The organism is Leptospira limi, assembly GCF_026151395.1.
GTDB classification, from domain to species: domain Bacteria; phylum Spirochaetota; class Leptospiria; order Leptospirales; family Leptospiraceae; genus Leptospira_A; species Leptospira_A limi.
Window position 1 is genome coordinate 1,862,501 of record NZ_JAMQPV010000001.1, and the last position, 17,899, is coordinate 1,880,399.

The window sequence follows — 17,899 nt, forward strand, 5'->3', positions numbered from 1 at the left end:
TGATTACTAGCCGCACCTTTTCCCTCTTCGGTGGTGGAACACCACCTGTTGGCAATGGTGCACCAGATATTTTAGGTGCGTTTTATTACTTTAAACCAGGTTGTTCTTTTTTACCTTACAGAGTCAGAGCTCAGGTTATTGAACCTGATGGAGAGAGTATGACAGTAAGTTTGATGGTTGGTCGTCCTGGTGCTAGCCTCAATAGTTTGCCTATGGAAAGAGAAGGAATGACCAATTGGTATGCTGCTAATATTCCCTATGAATCGATGAGTTCTACTGGAATTACATTTCAAATTGTAGCTGTAGATTCGAATGGCCTCGTGACAACGCGACCAGGAAGTGGTATTTTTAATTATCCAACTGATTCAGGAATTCCTGCATATATTTCGGGTTATGATAATGACCGTGATAATGATGGCCTTAATGATGCATGGGAAGTGGATCATGGATTTAATCCAAATAATCCATCGAACCCAACCGTTGGTATGTTTCCCGACACTGACGGAGATGGAATACCAAATTCAGATGATCAAACACCTAACGGTGAGACGAATCCCCCAATTGATCAAATCTCAGTGTATCCATCATTGGTGACGATGGATACTGGTGAATCACAAGTATTTGCCGTAAATGCAAGTTATCTTGGTCAGCTAAGATATGTGAATCCAAGTTTTTCAACCACTGGAAGTGGATGGAGTGGATCACCAGTTGGAAACCTAGTGAACGGAGTCTTTACAGCTAATTTACCAGGTGCTGCGGGGGTAGTGGCAACAATCGGATCATTAAATGCGACAGCAACTGTAGTTGTCAGAGATTCCATTGCTCCTTCGAGTATTACAAATTTATCTGCACAGACATTATCATCGAATAGGATCAGACTGACTTGGACTTCTCCCGGAAATGATGGAAGTGCAGGATATGCATCTGCTTATGAAATCCGTCGATCCACATCAATCATCTCGAATGATGTTACATGTAGTTCAGCAATTGCAGTTGCTCATAATTTAGTTCCTAAATTAGCTGGTGGTTCTGAAATTTACGACGTAAATGGACTCACACCCAATACCCAGTATTATTTTTGTGTAAGGGCCTATGATAGTCGAGGAAATCGTAATATTTGGAATAACACTGTATCGGCTACAACTATGTTGGCACCCGATACGGTTGCTCCATCTGGTGTTACTGCATTCAGTGCAACAGCTTTAAACTCTGAATCCATTCAACTCAATTTTAATGCAACGGGTGATGATGGATCGAATGGTGCGGCAAGTTCTTATGAGATCAGGCGTTCTACTAGTCCAATCCCAGATGATAATGCATGCGATTTAGCCTCTATAGTTCCGAATCAGATTAGTCCTGTTTTAGCTTTAAGTCCAATTACATTTGTTGTATCTGGGTTATCTCATAATACCGTATATCATTTTTGCATTCGAGGTTATGATGATGTCGGAAATCGTTCCATATGGTCAGGTGTATTGACAGCAACTACTCCGTATCGAAATCAACCACCAACTGTTAACCCAGGTCAATTGCAGTATGTATATAATGGAGAAACGGTAAGTCTGAATGGAAGTGGTTCATCGGATCCAGACGCTGCTTTCTGCGGTGTTAATCCAAGTTCATACTCGATTCAATGGAGTTTTGCGAATAAACCTCCAACTTCAAACCTAGTTGATTCTTCGATACTAAATCGAAATCAATTCATAGCTTCCTTTTCCCCTGATGTACCTGGAGATTATATTTTACGATTATCTTTTACTGATACAGTCGGTTCATGTTCCGGAATTTCGGAAACAAGAATTGGAGAGGTAGTAATTTCGGTTTCTAATGTTGGGATATGGCCAGGACTTATGTTTGTGGATAACAAAACGTTTGTAGATGGTAACAAATTGTATGTCTACGGTTATAACAAAAACGATGGAAAATACTATTTTTTCGTAACTGATGGTACACCTGGTTCTCAAATACCTTTAACGCAGTTTGATACAACTGGCGGATCAATTTTTGAAATTGAGAAAGTTGGAAACATGATTTTTTTCACAAATAATTCCCCTACCTATGGGAAAGAAGTTTGGAAAACAGACGGATCGATAGCGGGAACTTCTATAGTCAAAGATGCAAATCCAGGAGTTGCGAATCACGATCCTTATATCTTTTTTTCCAATGGGACAAATTTGTTTTATGGGGGGAGATCGGCAGCAGAAGGGATTGAGTTATGGAAGTCGGATGGAACTGCTTCGGGAACAAATCTTCTTTTTGATATTTACCCAGGTTCATCGAATGGAATGGCAGGTGGAATTTGGACCAAACCTGTCTTGATGGGTGGTATAAATTATTTTACAGCTAACAACGGTCAAATAGAACTTTGGAGAACCGATGGAACTCCTTCTGGAACCTATATGGTATCTGATATTGGCGGGGGTAGTGCCTCGGTCCCTCAAAGTTTGACTGTAATTGGAAATGTTTTGTATTTCAATGCTTATCATCCATCGTATGGACGTGAACTTTGGAAAACAGATGGAACAGGTGCAGGTACTTCATTAGTTGCAGACTTAAACTCGGACAATTCAGGAAACTATGCTGGTCCAGAAGGTATTGTTACATTAGGTGACCTTTTGTTATTTATCTTGAAAACTCCGACTTATGGTTGGGAACTATGGAAATCTGATGGCACGTTAAATGGAACTTCCATTATCAAAGATGCTAATTCTGGGAGTGCCCATGGATTTAACTCCATTAATCTTAACAAGGTAGGTTCACTCATTTATTATACTGCAAATGATGGAGTGAATGGAGATGAGTTGTGGGTAAGTGATGGCACTACATCTGGAACAATGATGTTAAAGGATATTAAACCTGGCGCCAGCGGTTCCATCAATTATTCGAAAATGGTTCCGGGGATTGCTAATACGGTTTATTTTACAGCAGATAATGGTGTAAATGGCACAGAAGTTTGGACATCCAACGGTACCCAAAGTGGTACAAAGTTGTTGGCTGATGGTAATGGATTGTCGTCAAGTTCTAATCCAAATCAACTGATCTATCACAATGGTTACCTTTTGTTTCAGGGAACTGATCGATATGGGGTATGGCAACAGTTTTACGTTAGACCTTAAAGTCTTATTATGAATCTAAACATTGCATTCTAAATGAGTTTCCTCAAGGCAGGAAGCTCGGCAATGTACTATGCGGTTGTCCTTTGCCTGTTAAGAATTATAATCACTATTCATCTATATTTTACTCGTAAAAGTTTTGGTCCCATTAATTGAAACTTAAAAAATCTATAATCGAATATTGTAAACTTCGTTATAAGATTAAACTTATCCTATGATAAATATCATTATTGTTATTAACATTTAGTTCAAAACATCCACTTCTTCATACTTAAAATCATTGATATATTGGATCACGTTAGCTTCCGGTAATGGGAGACTAAAGTAATATCCTTGTCCAATTTCGATTCCTAGGTTTTGAAGAAGATTTCTTGTTTCTTTATTTTCTATACCTTCTGCAACAATATCCATCTTCAATTTCTTAGACAAATGAACTGTTGACTCTATTATTTTTAGAGAATTTTCATTTTTTAATAAATTGAATACGAATCCTTTATCTATCTTAAGCTCAGAAAACGGAGCTTTTGTTAGTTGGTCAAGTGAAGAATAACCGGTTCCAAAATCATCGATAGAAAGACCGATTCCTTTCATACAAATTCTGGTAAGAATTTCTAGCTTTTGAGGAGCATTATCTATTTTTCCTATTTCAACTAGTTCAAGGACAATTTGATTAGGATTTAAATTATTTTTTTCGATTAGTTTTAACATGGCATCAGGTAAAGAGCTATCAATTAAATCAAAAACCGAAATATTTATGGAAACTCGATATCGGAATCCCGTTTTATTTAATAGTCCGAAAAAAGAACATGCTTCCGCAATTAAATACTTTGTCAATTCAGCGGAAAGATTGTGCTTCGCTAAAACGGGTAAAAATTGATCGGGAAAAATAATACCGTGAGTTGGGTGATTCCACCTAACTAATGCCTCAAACCCAATTAACTTTTTAGATTGTAGATGGATTTGAGGTTGGTAATACAATACTAATTCTCTATTTTTAATTCCTATTAAAATTTCTTCCTTTGTAAATAGAAGTTCTTTTGAATTATCATTTTGGAAATGATTTAGAGTTTTATTTCTGTTTTCTATAAGAATTAATATAGTTTCCATATTAATAGGTTTGGAGACAGTTCCGATAACATTTAAACCGTAAGCTTTTGCAATTCGCTCAGCACTGCTCAATACTGCTTGGTTATAACCGCTCATAAGTATAATTGAAGCTTTAGATTTTTTTTCACCTAAGAAACGTAATATTTCAATTCCATCCATATCTGGCATAAATAGATCTAAAACAATTAAATCGATCGAATCATTGTATATTTTATATAGTTTGGTAGATTCAGTTAGGGAAATTATTTCAGATATATTGGCATCCTGTAGCACTTCAGATAAAAATGAAGTCATCTCTAAATTATCATCTAGGATGAGGGCTTTAGTGACTCTTTTATTAACTGTGTTCATTTGAAGACTCCAAAACTTCTTTAATTGTGTTTTCCAATTGTGCTGCTCGGTATGGTTTGTTCATGAAATGGTATTTATCTAAATCTATATATTCTCTTTTCCTTAAATCACCAGGAAACCCTGAGGTTAAAATTATTTTTAAATCTTTGTGTTTAGTTTGGGCAATCTCTGCCAGTTTTAAGCCATCGATTTTTCCAGGCATCATAACGTCACTTATCAATATATCATAATTATTTAATTCTAATAATATTTTTGCTTCATCGCCAGAGGTGACGCATTGGACAGTGAATCCCATATCACTAAGTAAATCTTTTGCGATTTCAAGAATTTCAATCTCATCATCTACCAATAGAACCTTTCCTTTGTATTTTGTTGGGTTCTCCCTTTTGGCACTTAATTCAATTTCCTCTCTGAATGAAGCTATATTTTCAAGTAAAGGGAAGTAGACTCGGAAACAGGAACCAACATTAATTTCACTATTCACTTTTACAAATCCATTGAATTGATTTACAAATGTAAAAAGCATGGATAAGCCAAGACCAGTACCTTGGCCCACGGGTTTTGTGGTAAAAAAAGGCTCATAAATTCGATCCATGATTTCACGACTCATTCCTCTACCCGTGTCTGTGACAGATATTTCTACATAATGTTCTGCTAACTGCGTAACATTTGTTAAATCTGAAAGAGAATTCTTTTTTACTTTGTTTATTCTAATTTCAATTACGCCTGTATTTTCCATAGCATCTCTCGCATTGATGACAAGGTTTAAGATTGATGTTTCTAGATCAAAGGGATCAAGAAAGACACGCAAAGGGATTTTATAAAGTTGGATTTTTAAGTCAATATGCTTGCCGATGACTGGTTTTAGCATTTCTTCCATGTTAGAAATAACCTGGTTGATTTCAACTTCGTTAGGTGAGACGATTTGTTTTCTTGCAAAAGAAAGAAGTTTTTGTGTGAGTTGAGATCCTCTTTCTACAGCTCCCATTGCGCTTTCTATCTTTTTGATAAACAAAGGATCTGGATTGGGATTTCTTCTTTGTATCAATTCAAGATTTCCACTTATTATAGCCAATATATTATTAAAGTCATGAGCAACTCCACCAGCGATTTGACCTAACGTTTCAAGTTTTTGTGTTTGTTTGAGTTGGTTTTCTCCTTTAATTACCTCTAATGAAATATAATTTGATCTTGTAACTGCAATTTGAATCTCTCTTTCAATTGCTTTTACACTTCCGGTAAGATTATTTATTTTGTTATAAAATTTGCGCATGTCTTCATTAAAATATTTTAGTTTATGATCAAGGTCACTTTCACCATCAAATAGTGCCTTAACTTTGGAATTTTCCTTGTTTTGGAAATTAAATAATGATTCGGCAGTTTTGCTCAGTTCAGTTGCTGAATCCGAAACTTCTTCTGAAATAATTTCCACTTTCTCAATCGATTTTGATACAGAATGAATGAACTTATTCAAATCATCACTCATTAACCTTATCTCATCTCGATAAGTAGTTTCAATTTTTCCTAACGGGCTTAATTTTTGATTAGCGATTCGATAGACTAGGAAAATTGAGAGAGAAATCACGATTATCGCAATACAGACAATCCCTGAAAGTAAACTTTTTAACGAGTTGTGGATCTCTTTTAATGGCTGAATGGCTACGACCATCATTTTCCACTGTTTTAATCTTTGGACCATCAGATACCTTGGCTCACCTTTGAAGGTAATATTTCCAATCTCCTCTGATTTCATTTCCATAATTTCTTTACCGAATTCTGCCTTTGAGATGTCAAAATCCAAAATCAGTTCTTTCATTTTGTGCGCAAGAATCGGACCATCTTCTTCCGCAACAAAGACGTATCCTTCTTTTCCCATTTGAATTCGTGAAATGAGTTTGTCGGTGATACGATTGAGAGAAAGTGCAATACAAAGGGTTCCGATCACTTTTCCTTGATCTCGAATTAAGGTTGATAAGACTACAACCGTATCACCTGTAATAGGTGATCTCTTTGCTTTTGCAATAGCTACTTTTTCAAACAAGGCAGAGGCATAGTATCTTTGGAGATCCTCCTTTTGTTCTGGATCCGATCCGTAACCAAGAGTCTTCCCGGAAAGTGCATCAGCGATTACTTTTAAATTTTCATTTTTTCCAAATATGAATATATTTTCATACATTCCATATCGAGTGTGCATTTGCTTAAATAAAGAACTTGCAATTGGTTCTTTTTTTCGTATGGACTGAATTGTTCTTTCGTCTAGTGCGAGTGTCTGTGCTATATTGGCATGGGAAATAAAATAATCATCGATTTCCATAGAAACAATTTTCACAACTGTTTTCATCTGTGTTTGAAAATGTTCCGAAACTTTTTGGCTACCGAGAAAATATGTCAAAACAGATATAGAAACAGTTAGAAATAGTATCAGTCCGATACTCCAAACTGTAAAAGAGAATTTTAGACTATTTTTTGGCATTATAGCTCCATATCATATGACAAGATTTTTTAAATCTACATATATGACATGAAGCATTTGCTAACTTTCTGTTAACAAATGTTAATTTGTGTAAAGGGAAATTGAAAAGAAATTAGAAAGTGATAATTGGCATTGCGGTCTATGGATGGGGTGTTCTGAGAAGTTTGTTTTCAGTAATTAGATTTTGAGTTTTTATATTTCCTTTTTTTTCGACAATTTTCCATACACGTTGTCTGATCCGACTGAGTGAAACCGTTGTTACACCTAAGTACGAAGCAATATAATGTTGAGGAATATTTTGGATTAATCTTGGATTTTCTTCAATTAAATTAAGATATCTTTCCTCAGGCTTATAATGGATACGCGATAAAAATAAATCTATGTAATTGAATAATCTTCCAATTAAATGTTGAATTACAAAATCTTTTACTTCTGGGTTCTCTCGATAGATGATGGCCGCATTCGCTTCTTCTAAGATATATAAATCAGTTGGCAAAATTGATTCTAGAAAAAACTTTTCATGTAGTCTCTGTGTGCTAAAATCTTCAGGATTAACGAAAATCCGATTATCGCAAAAGAAGGCTATTGTTGAACTTTTGCCCTTTCCTTCAAATGCCGCTCGAAGAACACCTTGTTTGACGATGAATAAACATTTCGATTTTTCACCTTTTTCAACCAATATTGTTTTTGCGGGAACCTGCTTATGAATGAAAAACTTTTCATATCTATGCCAGTTCTTTTCCATATTTGGGATTTTCGACTTCATTTCAGCGATTAACGGAATATCTAACATAATTAGCTCTATAAGTTATTTCATCACTTACTTCTTCCTAGTCAAGATATATCCGAGTAACGTTATATAAAAGAATTCTTGTTCATCATATTCATCTCATTTTTAAAACTGAAATTGTGCAACGATTCCATTTAGTAAATCTGCATTAGAAGATAAAATAACCGAAGTAGTAGACATCTCTTCTGAACTTGATGCTGTAATAAATGCTTTTTGATTCCATTCGGAAATGACACGTGAGATTTCTTCGACAGCTCTTTTCTGCTCATCGATGGATTTTTTGATTGATTTTGCTTCTATCCCCAATTGTTCAGATTGTAAATCAACTTCGCGATTGGAGTGGCTCTTGGTTTTTTGTAAGTTCGTATAAGTTTTTCATGTTCTGAGTCATTGTTTCAATGTCAGAAATGATCAATTTAATTCTGTTGATTGATAATTTTGTTCCATCAGTTCCTTGTATAACTTCCTTTTGGTTAGTTATTAAAATTTTTGTAATGGATTTAAGCGAATCTGTGGTTCGTTCTGACAACTTTCCAATTTCAGAAGCCACAACTCGAAACCCATTCCCGGCCTCTCCAGCGCGAGCAGCCTCCAAGGATGCATTTAGCGAAAGTAGTTGTGTCTGGTCTGCAATTTCATGTATCATTTCAAGGATATTCGACATTTGTTCTGATGATGAAAGAATATTGGAAAATTGAGATGTTATTTTTTCTAATGATTCCTCCCTGATCTCGAATGGATGTTGCTAATACAATTACAGTTTCTCCCGTGATAGGCGATTTTTTTGCCTTGCCTATGGCAACTTTCTCCATAACAGCAGAATTACGATACATTAATAAGTCATCCCGTTCCAATGATATAGAACCATATCCATGTGTTTTGCCAGAAATTGAATCAGCTATCACAGTTGGATTCTCAATATTAGGGAAAATAAAAATATTTTCATATATTCCATACCGTTTATGAATTTCTTGATAGAAAGTACTGGCTATGGGTTTTCCTTTGCGTATGGATTGGATCGTTCGTATATCATGTGCTAGTGTCTCTGCGATATTTCCATGTGAAATCAAGAAGTTGTCGATCTCCATCGCAACGATTTTAACTACTGTTTTCATTTGTATTTTAAAATGATCTGAGATTTTACGACTCCCTAAAATGTAAGTTGCGATCGATATGAGAGTCGCTAAAAATACAATGAGAAGAACACTCCAAAGGGTAAAGGTATACTTTAAACTTTTCATTTGCAAAAATACTCCCAGACTTTCTGATCAACTAATTCTGATGATTGACCACGTTCTAAACGTTTATTTGTCTGACTTGCAAAGTTTTTTAAAAATTCGTTAACATTTGTTAATAAATTTCAGTGGTTAAGAAATAGTTTCCAAATCACTGATAAAAAATTATGGATTTGGCTGATTCACATGTAAATTAGCCGGTATCAAGATAAGTGGCAGAATCAAGACCATTAATACCTGATATATTCCAAAACATTCGATTTTGTGATAAAAAGTTGATTTGAAACGTATAACACAATCATTTCAAATACAAAGTTAAGATAACGAAGTAAAGACGAGCTAGCGGATCAAAATGATTTAGGAATGTTCACCACTTCTTTTTTAAAGAAAAAAGTATATTCTGCATAAGTATTACGTGACCTATCAGGCGGAGGAGGAAATTCCCAAGACTTGATTTCATTTTGAATACAACCGATGAGGGTATCAGATGTAAAATCGGATTGGATGAGTTCCACTTTTGTAGGAAATCCATTGGGTTCGATTTGCCAATCGAATTGGATTTTGCCTTCTTCGATTTTAGGATTTGTTTCTAAGTATAAATTGTAACAAATTTGAATTTTCCGTTTGTGTTTGGTGATGGTAAAATTCACTTCTCGTTTGTGGTAAGGTGAGAGACCTTTTTTATCCACTTCCATTGAGGGTGGCGTGAATTGATTTCCATTTGAGTTTGGTCGAAGGAAAAGAAAATACAAAATGCTTAAGATAAGGGTAGTTATTGTGACAAGAATGATTTCTTTTTGATAGGGAATCTGTTTTTTCATTTATGAATGTAATTTATGTTTCCAATCCGTTTTACTTTCTAAAAAACACATAGGCAGCACCAGATTGTAAAGCTGAGTTATTTGCACTGGCAGTTGGTCCATTGGTAATTGTATTTTGATTGCTGTCTTCTTGGTTCACCCCAACAACAGCAGTATCTCCTGATAAAGAAATCGCATTGCCAAATCTGTCTTCGACATCGGCATTGGGAGCCTTGATAAATGCCCTATATGCCCAAGTGGAACCAGACCTTTGGAACACATAAACCGCACCAGAATTGGATAGGCTATTGTCATCGTTTGGGTTCGTTCCATTTGTGACCGTTGTTTGGTTATTGTCCTCAAAAATAGAACCAACTAAAATCGTATTCCCTTGGATAGCAACTGTGACACCAAAATTATCATTAGCTTCAACGTTAGGAGGCTTCAGGTAGGCTTGGTGGCTCCATGTCGAACCCGTTCTTTGGAACACATAAGCGGCACCTGCTAAGCTAGCCGAGTTGTCGGCACTGGCAGTAGGTCCATTTGTAATTGTAGTTTGGTTACTAGATTCAGAAAATGCACCGACTACTATGGTGTTTCCATCGATAGCAACCCTATTGCCAAATTGATCATTTGCATCTGCATTGGGTGCTTTTAGATACGCTTGTTCTACCCAAGTGGAACCCGTTCTTTGGAAAACATAGGCTGCACCAGAAGCAGTTGCAGAATTGTCTGAACTGGCAATAGCACCGTTTGTAATCGTTGTTTGGTTGCTATCTTCCAAATTTGAACCTACAACGATTGTATCTCCAGAGATCGAAACACTGTTTCCAAATCGATCATTTGCTTCTATATTGGATGCTTTTAAGTAGGCTTGTTGTGCCCAAGTTGAACCTGATCTTTGGAAGACATAAGCGGCACCTGCTGATGCAGCTGAGTTGTTAGCACTTGCAGATGTTCCATTTGTAATCGTTGTTTGGTTACTCGCCTCATTAAAAGCACCTACAACAATCGTATCGCCTGAGATGGAAAGGGAAATCCCAAACTGATCATTTGCTTCCGCATTTGGTGGTTTGATGTAAGCTTGTTGCACCCATGTAGAGCCCGTTCGTTGGAACACGTAGACTGCACCAGAACTGGAAGCAGTATTGTCTGTACTGGCAGTAGGTCCATTCGTAATTGTGATTTGATTGCTATCTTCTTGGTTGGCACCAACAAGGATGGTATTTCCATCAATGGCAACGGCACCTCCAAAAAAGTCCGATGCTTCTGCATTAGGTGCTTTTAAGTAAGCTTCCTGTGCCCAAGAGGAACCAGTTCTTTGAAAGACATAAGCGGCACCTGCTGATGCAGCTGAGTTGTCTGCACTCGCAGAGTTTCCATTCGTAATTGTCGTTTGGTTACTTGACTCACCTGCAGCTCCTACCACGATCGTATCACCAGAGATGGCTACGGAATTTCCGAAGAGATCGTTTGCATCTGCATTCGATGCTTTGAGATAGGCCTGTGTTTCCCAGAGTTTGGGCGAATTTCCAACGCTAAATCCACAAAAGGGAATAGGATTTTCCGATACGGATGTGAGTAATAAGGTTTCTCGATACCCTTTTGATTTTTGGTCACAGGGGTTATTCAATGTTACTTGATTACAACTTATGGAAAAATGAATTAACAAGATTCCTACGAAGTTTCTCACTAATAACGAACGAAGCACGAAATTCCCTTTCCCCATTCTATCTCTCAGGTTTGATTTTCAAAATAAAAATTGCTAACATTTGTTAAAAACAATTTTCGATACAATCAAGGTTATCAAGTATTTTCTTAATTTTTTGATAGGATGACTCACAATTTTTTAGAGTTTTTTTGAATCAAGTAAGGATCTTATTTCAAGTCCAATGAATGGCCTGTCTTCGATTGGTATTTGTTCATGTAAATTGCCCGAAAAACAAAAACAATCACAATCAATTGGATCGGAATCAAAAGCATGTCCAATTGTTGTTCAGACAAATTAGTCATATAAGGTCCACTCAGTTGGAAAGGAGGTGGAAATGGATACCGCATGAGAACGGTTAGAGTTGTGACAACAATGGTGTCTGCCAATCCAAAATAATAGGAAAGTGGGTATCTTTTTTTGTTCAGATAGTAGAGAACAACCATCACTACTATACTCATTGGTTCCAAAAGTAAGTAATTGGAACTAACAAATGTTGGTAACGATAGGAGGACAATTCGATAACCAGCATGGCAATAAATCCATGATAATGGTGATGAATTAAAGGTAAACGTTCTCTGATTGGTCGCGGTGGTTTGAAATCGAACTTTTGTCATTTCTTGGAGTAACCAAATGAGGAGAAATAAACAAACAATGCGACTGATAATTCCCCGATACGTTCCTCCATCTGGAGAGAAAATCATAACAAAGATATTCCCTAATACTGCAAAATTGATATATCGAGTAAACCATGGCAGGAACTTTTGTTGTTTTGAATTCGGTAGGCTCACATAACCAATGACAGCTCCTAATCCAAATGGAAGAAGAAGTATCAATTTGGTAAATCCCATGATAGAAATCATATCATGAGTTGATTGTGAAAGGAATTGGATACCAGCATACATGGATAAGGTGAAAATGAAAAAAAGAAGCAACTTTTGTAGGTATACCGCTAAATAACAAACTACCGTAACAAATAAAATGGCAATGACTTGATTCCATAGGAGTAGGAATAGATCCACTCCCAAATCTTGGTGAAGTATTTGATTCATAATGAAGTGGCTGTTAGGAAAATAATGATGGGGATGGCTCCGATCTTTTTCAAAGTAGCTATTTTATTCGAAATCGATCCAAAAAACTTCCTTGATTTGGCAAATGTTCATCACATTTTAATCCACCCAATTCAAATTGCAACTCTAACTTTTTCAATTTCTATTCTTTAGAAATAACAGTCCGGTTAATTTTGGAAGGAAAACAATCTGATCCTTTTGGAAATTATGCCAATTCTTGAAAGGAATGGCCATTAATTTTTGAAAAATTCTGGCAGGGGAAATAAATTGACTATGATTGTGGAAATCATAATTGCATCATAGTATACAAGTGAATCGAATTATTTTTCTATTACAATGAAAGATAAAAAGCGTTTCAAAACTTGGATTAAATTGGCTAGGCATTTCAGTAATTATTCCTTATGAAATTAAAAGATTGGTTTATGATGCAATTTGATGGAAGTGTTGATGTATCCATTCAACCTCTCCCACTCGACTTTAAAGTTCGTGATTGGGAATTGATTTTAACATCTAATCAAAAGATTAAAATTTCTGATATCATTCAGCGAGGACCACTTCTTTTAGTTTTTATAAGGGGAACATGGTGTCCCTTTTGTCAAATTCATTTGAAGAACCTTTCTGAATGGGCAACGAGTTTAAATGAAAAGGAAGGGAACGTGATCGTTGTATCAACAGAACCGATTCATTCGCTTAAAAGTTGGCTAAATCTCAATCCTATGAATTTTATTTTTGCAAGTGATTCAACAATGGAGCTTTGTCAATATTTTGGTGTAAGAATTCAACCAAATGATTTTGCTCAAGCAGCTACTTTTTTAATCGATTCGGATTTTACAATCCGATTGGCTTATAAAGGTAAACGAACACAGAGATATTTTGATGAAGTTGAAACTGTCATGAAACAACAAATTTATGGCTCGAAGGGTTGATCTAACTTTTTAATATTAATGGATTTTGTGAAAATTCCAATACGATAGAATGAATACAAATGGAAATTACATACAATACGAATTAAATGACCCCCTTACTGGTTCCTATTTTTATTTTACGAACGATTTAACTCGAGATTTAAGTAAGGCTCTCGCAAATCCAACTGCTAATCGTATCATTTGGAACCAAGGAAAGGGACAGTTTAAATTTTCATGCGATGAAAAAACGGTAACCTTAAGGGAAAACACTTTTTGTACACTCACTGCCTTGAATTACATTAAATTCCCCGACAATGAACAAAAAGTAACCGCAATTGCATTCAATAGAGAATTTTATTGCATTCGTGATCATGATCATGAAGTTTCATGTAATGGCATTTTGTTTTATGGAGCGCAAAATTTTTCGGTTTTAAAGATCCCTTCAGTAGAAGTTGTTCCATTTGAAAAATTGGTAGATTTATTTTTAAAAGAATTTGAAGAAAATGATAGTCTACATGGGGAAATGTTAGTTAGTTTATTAAAAATATTAATCATAAGATTAACAAGAATTGGGAGAAATCGTATTATTGGAATTCAAAGTGATTATCAAAGTATCGAAACGATTCGGAAATTTAATTTACTAGTGGAGCAAAATTTTAGAAAATACAAACAAATCTCTGAATATGCTTTTATGTTAAATATTTCTTCAAAAAAATTGTCTGAAATCTTTCGGTATGCAAAATTAGATCCTCCACTTCACACAATCCATCAGAGGACAATATTAGAAGCAAAACGTATGCTTTTATTCACTCTTAAATCAGTTAACGAAATTTCAGAAGAATTAGGTTTTGAAGATGCCAGTCATTTTAGTAAATTATTCAAAAAACTCACAGGAAAATCGCCTTCCACTTTTAGAATCAGGAAAAATTGACATAAATTTTTCCCATATATCCATTGTATTTTAGTATGAAAACGATATAATAAAAAAGATGTACATAAAAAGATTGATACATAAACAAGGAAAGCCTTTATAATATGAATTTATTATGGATTCGGCAACTAGTGAAATTGGCAGTTGGAGTAATTTTTTTGCAAACCTTGTTTTTCAAATTTAGTGCAGCAGATGAATCTGTTTATATTTTTTCAAAACTTGGAGTAGAACCATGGGGAAGAATTGGATCTGGAATCATTGAGCTTTTGATCGTATTGATGTTTTGTATTCCTCGGATTGTTTGGTTAGGCGCAATGTTTGGTTTTTTTACAATGATGGGAGCCATTTTCGCACATATATTTTTCATTGGAATTGAGGTGTCACAAGACCATGGATTGTTATTTTCCCTTGCGATTATTAATTTGATAGGTTGTTCTCTTCTCCTATATACTGACCGTGAAAGGTTATTGAAAATTTTGGATCAGTTGAAGAAAAAATAATGATCCTAGTTGAAGAATCACGATTAATACTCAATTCTATTACTGAGGTCATCCATCAATTCTCTCAAAATGAATTTTCTATGCCCCTTTCGATCTTGAACCAGGGAAGTATTTCACAGCACATACGTCATATTTTGGAATTTTATCAGGAATTGATTGTGGGTATAAAACGTGGAGAAATCGATTTTGATCAGAGAAAAAGATCAAAGCAGTTAGAAGAAAATTCACAGTTTGCAATTGAAGTGATCGGATTCATTCAAAAAGAATTGTTTGATGGATTTGTAGATTTCCCAGTTACGGTCCGGGTTTCCACTCATGATAAAAATGAGAGGCTTTTGCTTACGAGTACAAGCTTTCGTGAACTAGCTTATTGTAATGAACATACGATACATCATTTAGCGATTATTAAAATTGCTCTATTACATTCATTTCCGAATATCATTGTTGGCGAAGGATTTGGAATTGCTTACTCTACTCAACAAGTGAAGCAATCTACGTCAGCCCTTTGATTTGTTTACAAAATATTGATTAGTAAGAATGAAACACTTAAGCTAAGGTTATTTCATTATTTCCTTCCAATTTGCATTTGCTTTAGGGATTAACTCTTTTTCATTTTCATTCCAAGGGATTAGGGTATCGCCAAATGTTCCATTGTAGAACAAATTGATTTTACCTTTGATGATTTTATACCGCAATGGATCAACTTCCACTTTGTCTCCGCTTTCTCCCATTGCAAATGCGCACCAACCACCATATTCAGGTTCAAATTGATCCGGGTGTTTATCAAATTTCCTTTTGTTTTCGAAAGAGGAAAAATAGTATATAATTCCTTTATACTGGCTAATGATTTCGCTTTTGCCTTTTGTTGGTTGGTTTGAAAAATAGGACACTGGGTCATACCCATCGAGTGCTACACCGTAATGATTTAGACGAAAATGTTTTTTTCTGACTTCATTCGATGCATTTTCAGTTTGTGCTCCAAGCGTTAAGAAACTAAAGAATAAAAAAGTGAAAACGAAGAGTAAGTTTGGCTTCATACAACTTAAATCTATCATAAGATATTAAAATTTGAATGGCGAATTTGCTTTTTTATCTGTCAATTTTTCTAATAAGTGTTTCAAATCACAAACATAAGTATAGGTAAAACTCTCTTTCGGTTTAACTGATGCACACACCGAAGCGATCCATCGAAAGTCGGATAGAAAAATGAAAGAACCAGGCAAGAGATTAACTCTATTTTCTAGTGGTTCTTTCAATTGATTGCCTTTAGTCATTGGTCGCCAAGAGGAGTTTGGTCCTTTTTCTGAAAACAAAGAAATTCATATGCATATAGTTTTTGCATTCTATCTAATCCAATCATACAAACACTGTTTCGATTTGTGACTGTCGTCTTTCCCATTTCAAATTGAGATACAAAGGATTTTTACCAACTTTTGTTTATTTTTGGATTTGTCAAAATTACCTTCGGGCTTTCCCTTTTTTAGATCCATATTTTTCTTTAATTCGAACCAAAATCGGTTTATCGAATTGCAGTATTTTTCGTTTGTGTTACGATAGAAAGACGCTTAGGTATCTTCTTGTCCGACATATGAAACAATATTTACTTTTATTTTACACCCTTTTTCTTTTCGCCAATCTTTCCCTTCATAGTGAAACCATTCTTTTTAAGTCTGGAGAAAAAGTAGAAGGTTCTGTTTTAGCCCAAGATAAGGATTCCGTGAAGATCAAACTGCCAGACGGAAATACAAAAGTCTATCCAAAGTCATTGATTCAAAAAGTGTTCTATGGTCGGAAAACAGATTCGGAAGTCCTTAAAAAAGAACCTCAACCTTCTGATAAGGAAAAAAAACTGAGGGAAGAAAAGGAACTCGCTGAAAAACAAAAACAGGAATCAGAGGAACTCAAGGCCAAGGAAGAGAAACTTAAAAAAAGGGAAGAACAACTTTCGAATGCAAAACGCCATTATCTAGAAGGATCCTTAGGATTAGGAAGTGGAGAAAACCAAATGGAACTCCGTCCTTTCTTTCAGACCATCCAAATCGCTGGACTTCTATTTGGCGGTGGGCAAACAGAGTTACAAACTACCCCTTACAAAACCAAAAATCACAGTTTTACTCCTCGATTGTTTTATGCATGGAATCGGTTTACCTTTGAAATTCGTGGAACAGAAGCCAATGGGAATTTTGATGTTAGTGGTTTCCAAACTCTTAGCTTCGGTGGTGGAGGTGGATCATCTACTAGTACGGAACGTACGACAAATGTTTTGTTTGGTCATGGCGATACAAAATTCCAAAAAGTCTCCTCAAGGGTTGGGTTTACTCCGTACCCGCACCCTCTATTTGATTTTCAAATTGTCGGAGGTGTGGAACGGATTTGGACAAAATCCAATCATGAAGTGGATAGCATTGGTGCCACAACAAGTACAGGAGTGAATCCGAGTCGTATTAGTTACCGTGAATCGAGTCAGTCACTGAAAGGCTATAGTATTGGGATTGGTTATGAATGGAAATTTTGGGATCGATTTTCTTTACAAGGCCAGATTTTACATTTGGATATGCAAGGACCATCTTCCTTTCGAAATAATGAGTTTAGTTTTGACGCTTCGCCAATTAAATATCGACCATTTGGTTTAGACTACCAATGGAAATCCACTGGTACAGAAGTGAATGTAAAATTCTCGACTAAGATCAAAGGTGATGTTAGTTTCTTTTTGGAAGCAAGTAATATGGTCTTAAAAAATAAATTAGGATCAGGTTATATTACAGAAAACGATGGAGGTGGAGGGAATTCAGATCCTTCTCAAATTTTAGTGAAAGTATATGCTCCTCAGATTCTCATTCCTATGTTATTGGATTCAAAGACTATTCTCACGTCTGTTCAAGTTGGTGCAAATTATCGCTTTAATTTTTAATAAGA

Annotated in this window: 16 protein-coding genes (1 of these 16 only partly in view); 6 read left to right on the forward strand and 10 right to left on the reverse strand. The window is 35.5% G+C overall.

All coding sequences use genetic code 11. The annotated features are described in order from the left end of the window. Window positions 1–3,116, forward strand: partial view of a fibronectin type III domain-containing protein gene (locus ND812_RS08570; protein WP_265375109.1) — the 3' portion only. 520 nt of this gene lie to the left of the window's left edge; only the last 3,116 of its 3,636 coding nucleotides appear in the window; the start codon falls outside the window, past its left edge; its stop codon occupies window positions 3,114–3,116. A gap of 240 nt (window positions 3,117–3,356) precedes the next feature. Here ND812_RS08570 and ND812_RS08575 read toward each other — a convergent pair whose 3' ends face one another. The 9 genes from ND812_RS08575 to ND812_RS08615 form a co-directional block, all read right to left on the reverse strand. Next, window positions 3,357–4,571 carry an EAL domain-containing response regulator gene (locus ND812_RS08575; protein ID WP_265375110.1) on the reverse strand — a complete coding sequence of 405 codons (1,215 nt, stop codon included), beginning with the start codon at window positions 4,569–4,571 and terminating at the stop codon, window positions 3,357–3,359. Beyond that, the gene (locus ND812_RS08580; RefSeq protein ID WP_265375111.1) at window positions 4,558–7,044 is read right to left on the reverse strand and encodes a hybrid sensor histidine kinase/response regulator; all 2,487 of its coding nucleotides are present in this window, start codon (window positions 7,042–7,044) and stop codon (window positions 4,558–4,560) included. Before ND812_RS08580 ends, ND812_RS08575 begins: the two co-directional genes overlap by 14 nt. A gap of 139 nt (window positions 7,045–7,183) precedes the next feature. Further along, window positions 7,184–7,837: a Crp/Fnr family transcriptional regulator gene (locus tag ND812_RS08585; RefSeq protein WP_265375112.1), complete on the reverse strand. Its 654-nt coding sequence runs from the start codon at window positions 7,835–7,837 to the stop codon at window positions 7,184–7,186. Window positions 7,838–7,939: 102 nt separating this feature from the next. After that, window positions 7,940–8,140 (reverse strand): hypothetical protein, encoded by a 201-nt coding sequence (locus ND812_RS08590; RefSeq protein WP_265375113.1) that lies wholly within the window; start codon window positions 8,138–8,140, stop codon window positions 7,940–7,942. A 16-nt stretch (window positions 8,141–8,156) separates the two neighbouring features. Continuing rightward, complete coding sequence (locus ND812_RS08595; protein ID WP_265375114.1) at window positions 8,157–8,498, reverse strand: methyl-accepting chemotaxis protein; 342 nt, start codon at window positions 8,496–8,498, stop codon at window positions 8,157–8,159. Beyond that, a complete protein-coding gene (locus ND812_RS08600; protein WP_265375115.1) occupies window positions 8,482–9,075 on the reverse strand; it encodes a PDC sensor domain-containing protein in 594 nt (197 codons plus the stop codon). Before ND812_RS08600 ends, ND812_RS08595 begins: the two co-directional genes overlap by 17 nt. 341 nt (window positions 9,076–9,416) lie before the next feature. Further along, on the reverse strand, window positions 9,417–9,890 hold the full coding sequence (locus ND812_RS08605; RefSeq protein ID WP_265375116.1) for an AgmX/PglI C-terminal domain-containing protein: 474 nt from the start codon (window positions 9,888–9,890) through the stop codon (window positions 9,417–9,419). Between the two features lie 31 nt (window positions 9,891–9,921). Continuing rightward, window positions 9,922–11,598 (reverse strand): FG-GAP repeat protein, encoded by a 1,677-nt coding sequence (locus ND812_RS08610; protein ID WP_265375117.1) that lies wholly within the window; start codon window positions 11,596–11,598, stop codon window positions 9,922–9,924. Window positions 11,599–11,747: 149 nt separating this feature from the next. Then, complete coding sequence (locus ND812_RS08615; protein WP_265375118.1) at window positions 11,748–12,629, reverse strand: hypothetical protein; 882 nt, start codon at window positions 12,627–12,629, stop codon at window positions 11,748–11,750. 419 nt (window positions 12,630–13,048) lie between these two features. Between ND812_RS08615 and ND812_RS08620 the strand changes: the two genes are divergently transcribed. The 4 genes from ND812_RS08620 (at window position 13,049) to ND812_RS08635 (ending at window position 15,492) form a co-directional block, all read left to right on the forward strand. After that, window positions 13,049–13,573 (forward strand): peroxiredoxin family protein, encoded by a 525-nt coding sequence (locus tag ND812_RS08620; RefSeq protein ID WP_265375119.1) that lies wholly within the window; start codon window positions 13,049–13,051, stop codon window positions 13,571–13,573. Window positions 13,574–13,622: 49 nt separating this feature from the next. After that, window positions 13,623–14,483, forward strand: a complete 861-nt coding sequence (locus ND812_RS08625; protein WP_265375120.1) for a helix-turn-helix domain-containing protein — start codon at window positions 13,623–13,625, stop codon at window positions 14,481–14,483. Between the two features lie 104 nt (window positions 14,484–14,587). Next, entirely contained in the window at window positions 14,588–14,983 is a 396-nt protein-coding gene (locus tag ND812_RS08630) for a DoxX-like family protein (protein ID WP_265375121.1), read from the forward strand. After that, window positions 14,983–15,492 carry a hypothetical protein gene (locus ND812_RS08635; RefSeq protein WP_265375122.1) on the forward strand — a complete coding sequence of 170 codons (510 nt, stop codon included), beginning with the start codon at window positions 14,983–14,985 and terminating at the stop codon, window positions 15,490–15,492. The genes ND812_RS08630 and ND812_RS08635 overlap by 1 nt, the downstream gene beginning before the upstream one ends. Before the next feature lie 48 nt (window positions 15,493–15,540). On the opposite strand, the gene ND812_RS08640 is transcribed toward ND812_RS08635, so the two are convergent. Beyond that, on the reverse strand, window positions 15,541–16,020 hold the full coding sequence (locus ND812_RS08640; RefSeq protein ID WP_265375123.1) for a YHS domain-containing (seleno)protein: 480 nt from the start codon (window positions 16,018–16,020) through the stop codon (window positions 15,541–15,543). 551 nt (window positions 16,021–16,571) lie between these two features. Between ND812_RS08640 and ND812_RS08645 the strand changes: the two genes are divergently transcribed. After that, a complete protein-coding gene (locus ND812_RS08645) occupies window positions 16,572–17,894 on the forward strand; it encodes an LA_0442/LA_0875 N-terminal domain-containing protein (RefSeq protein WP_265375124.1) in 1,323 nt (440 codons plus the stop codon). Window positions 17,895–17,899 lie beyond the last annotated feature (5 nt).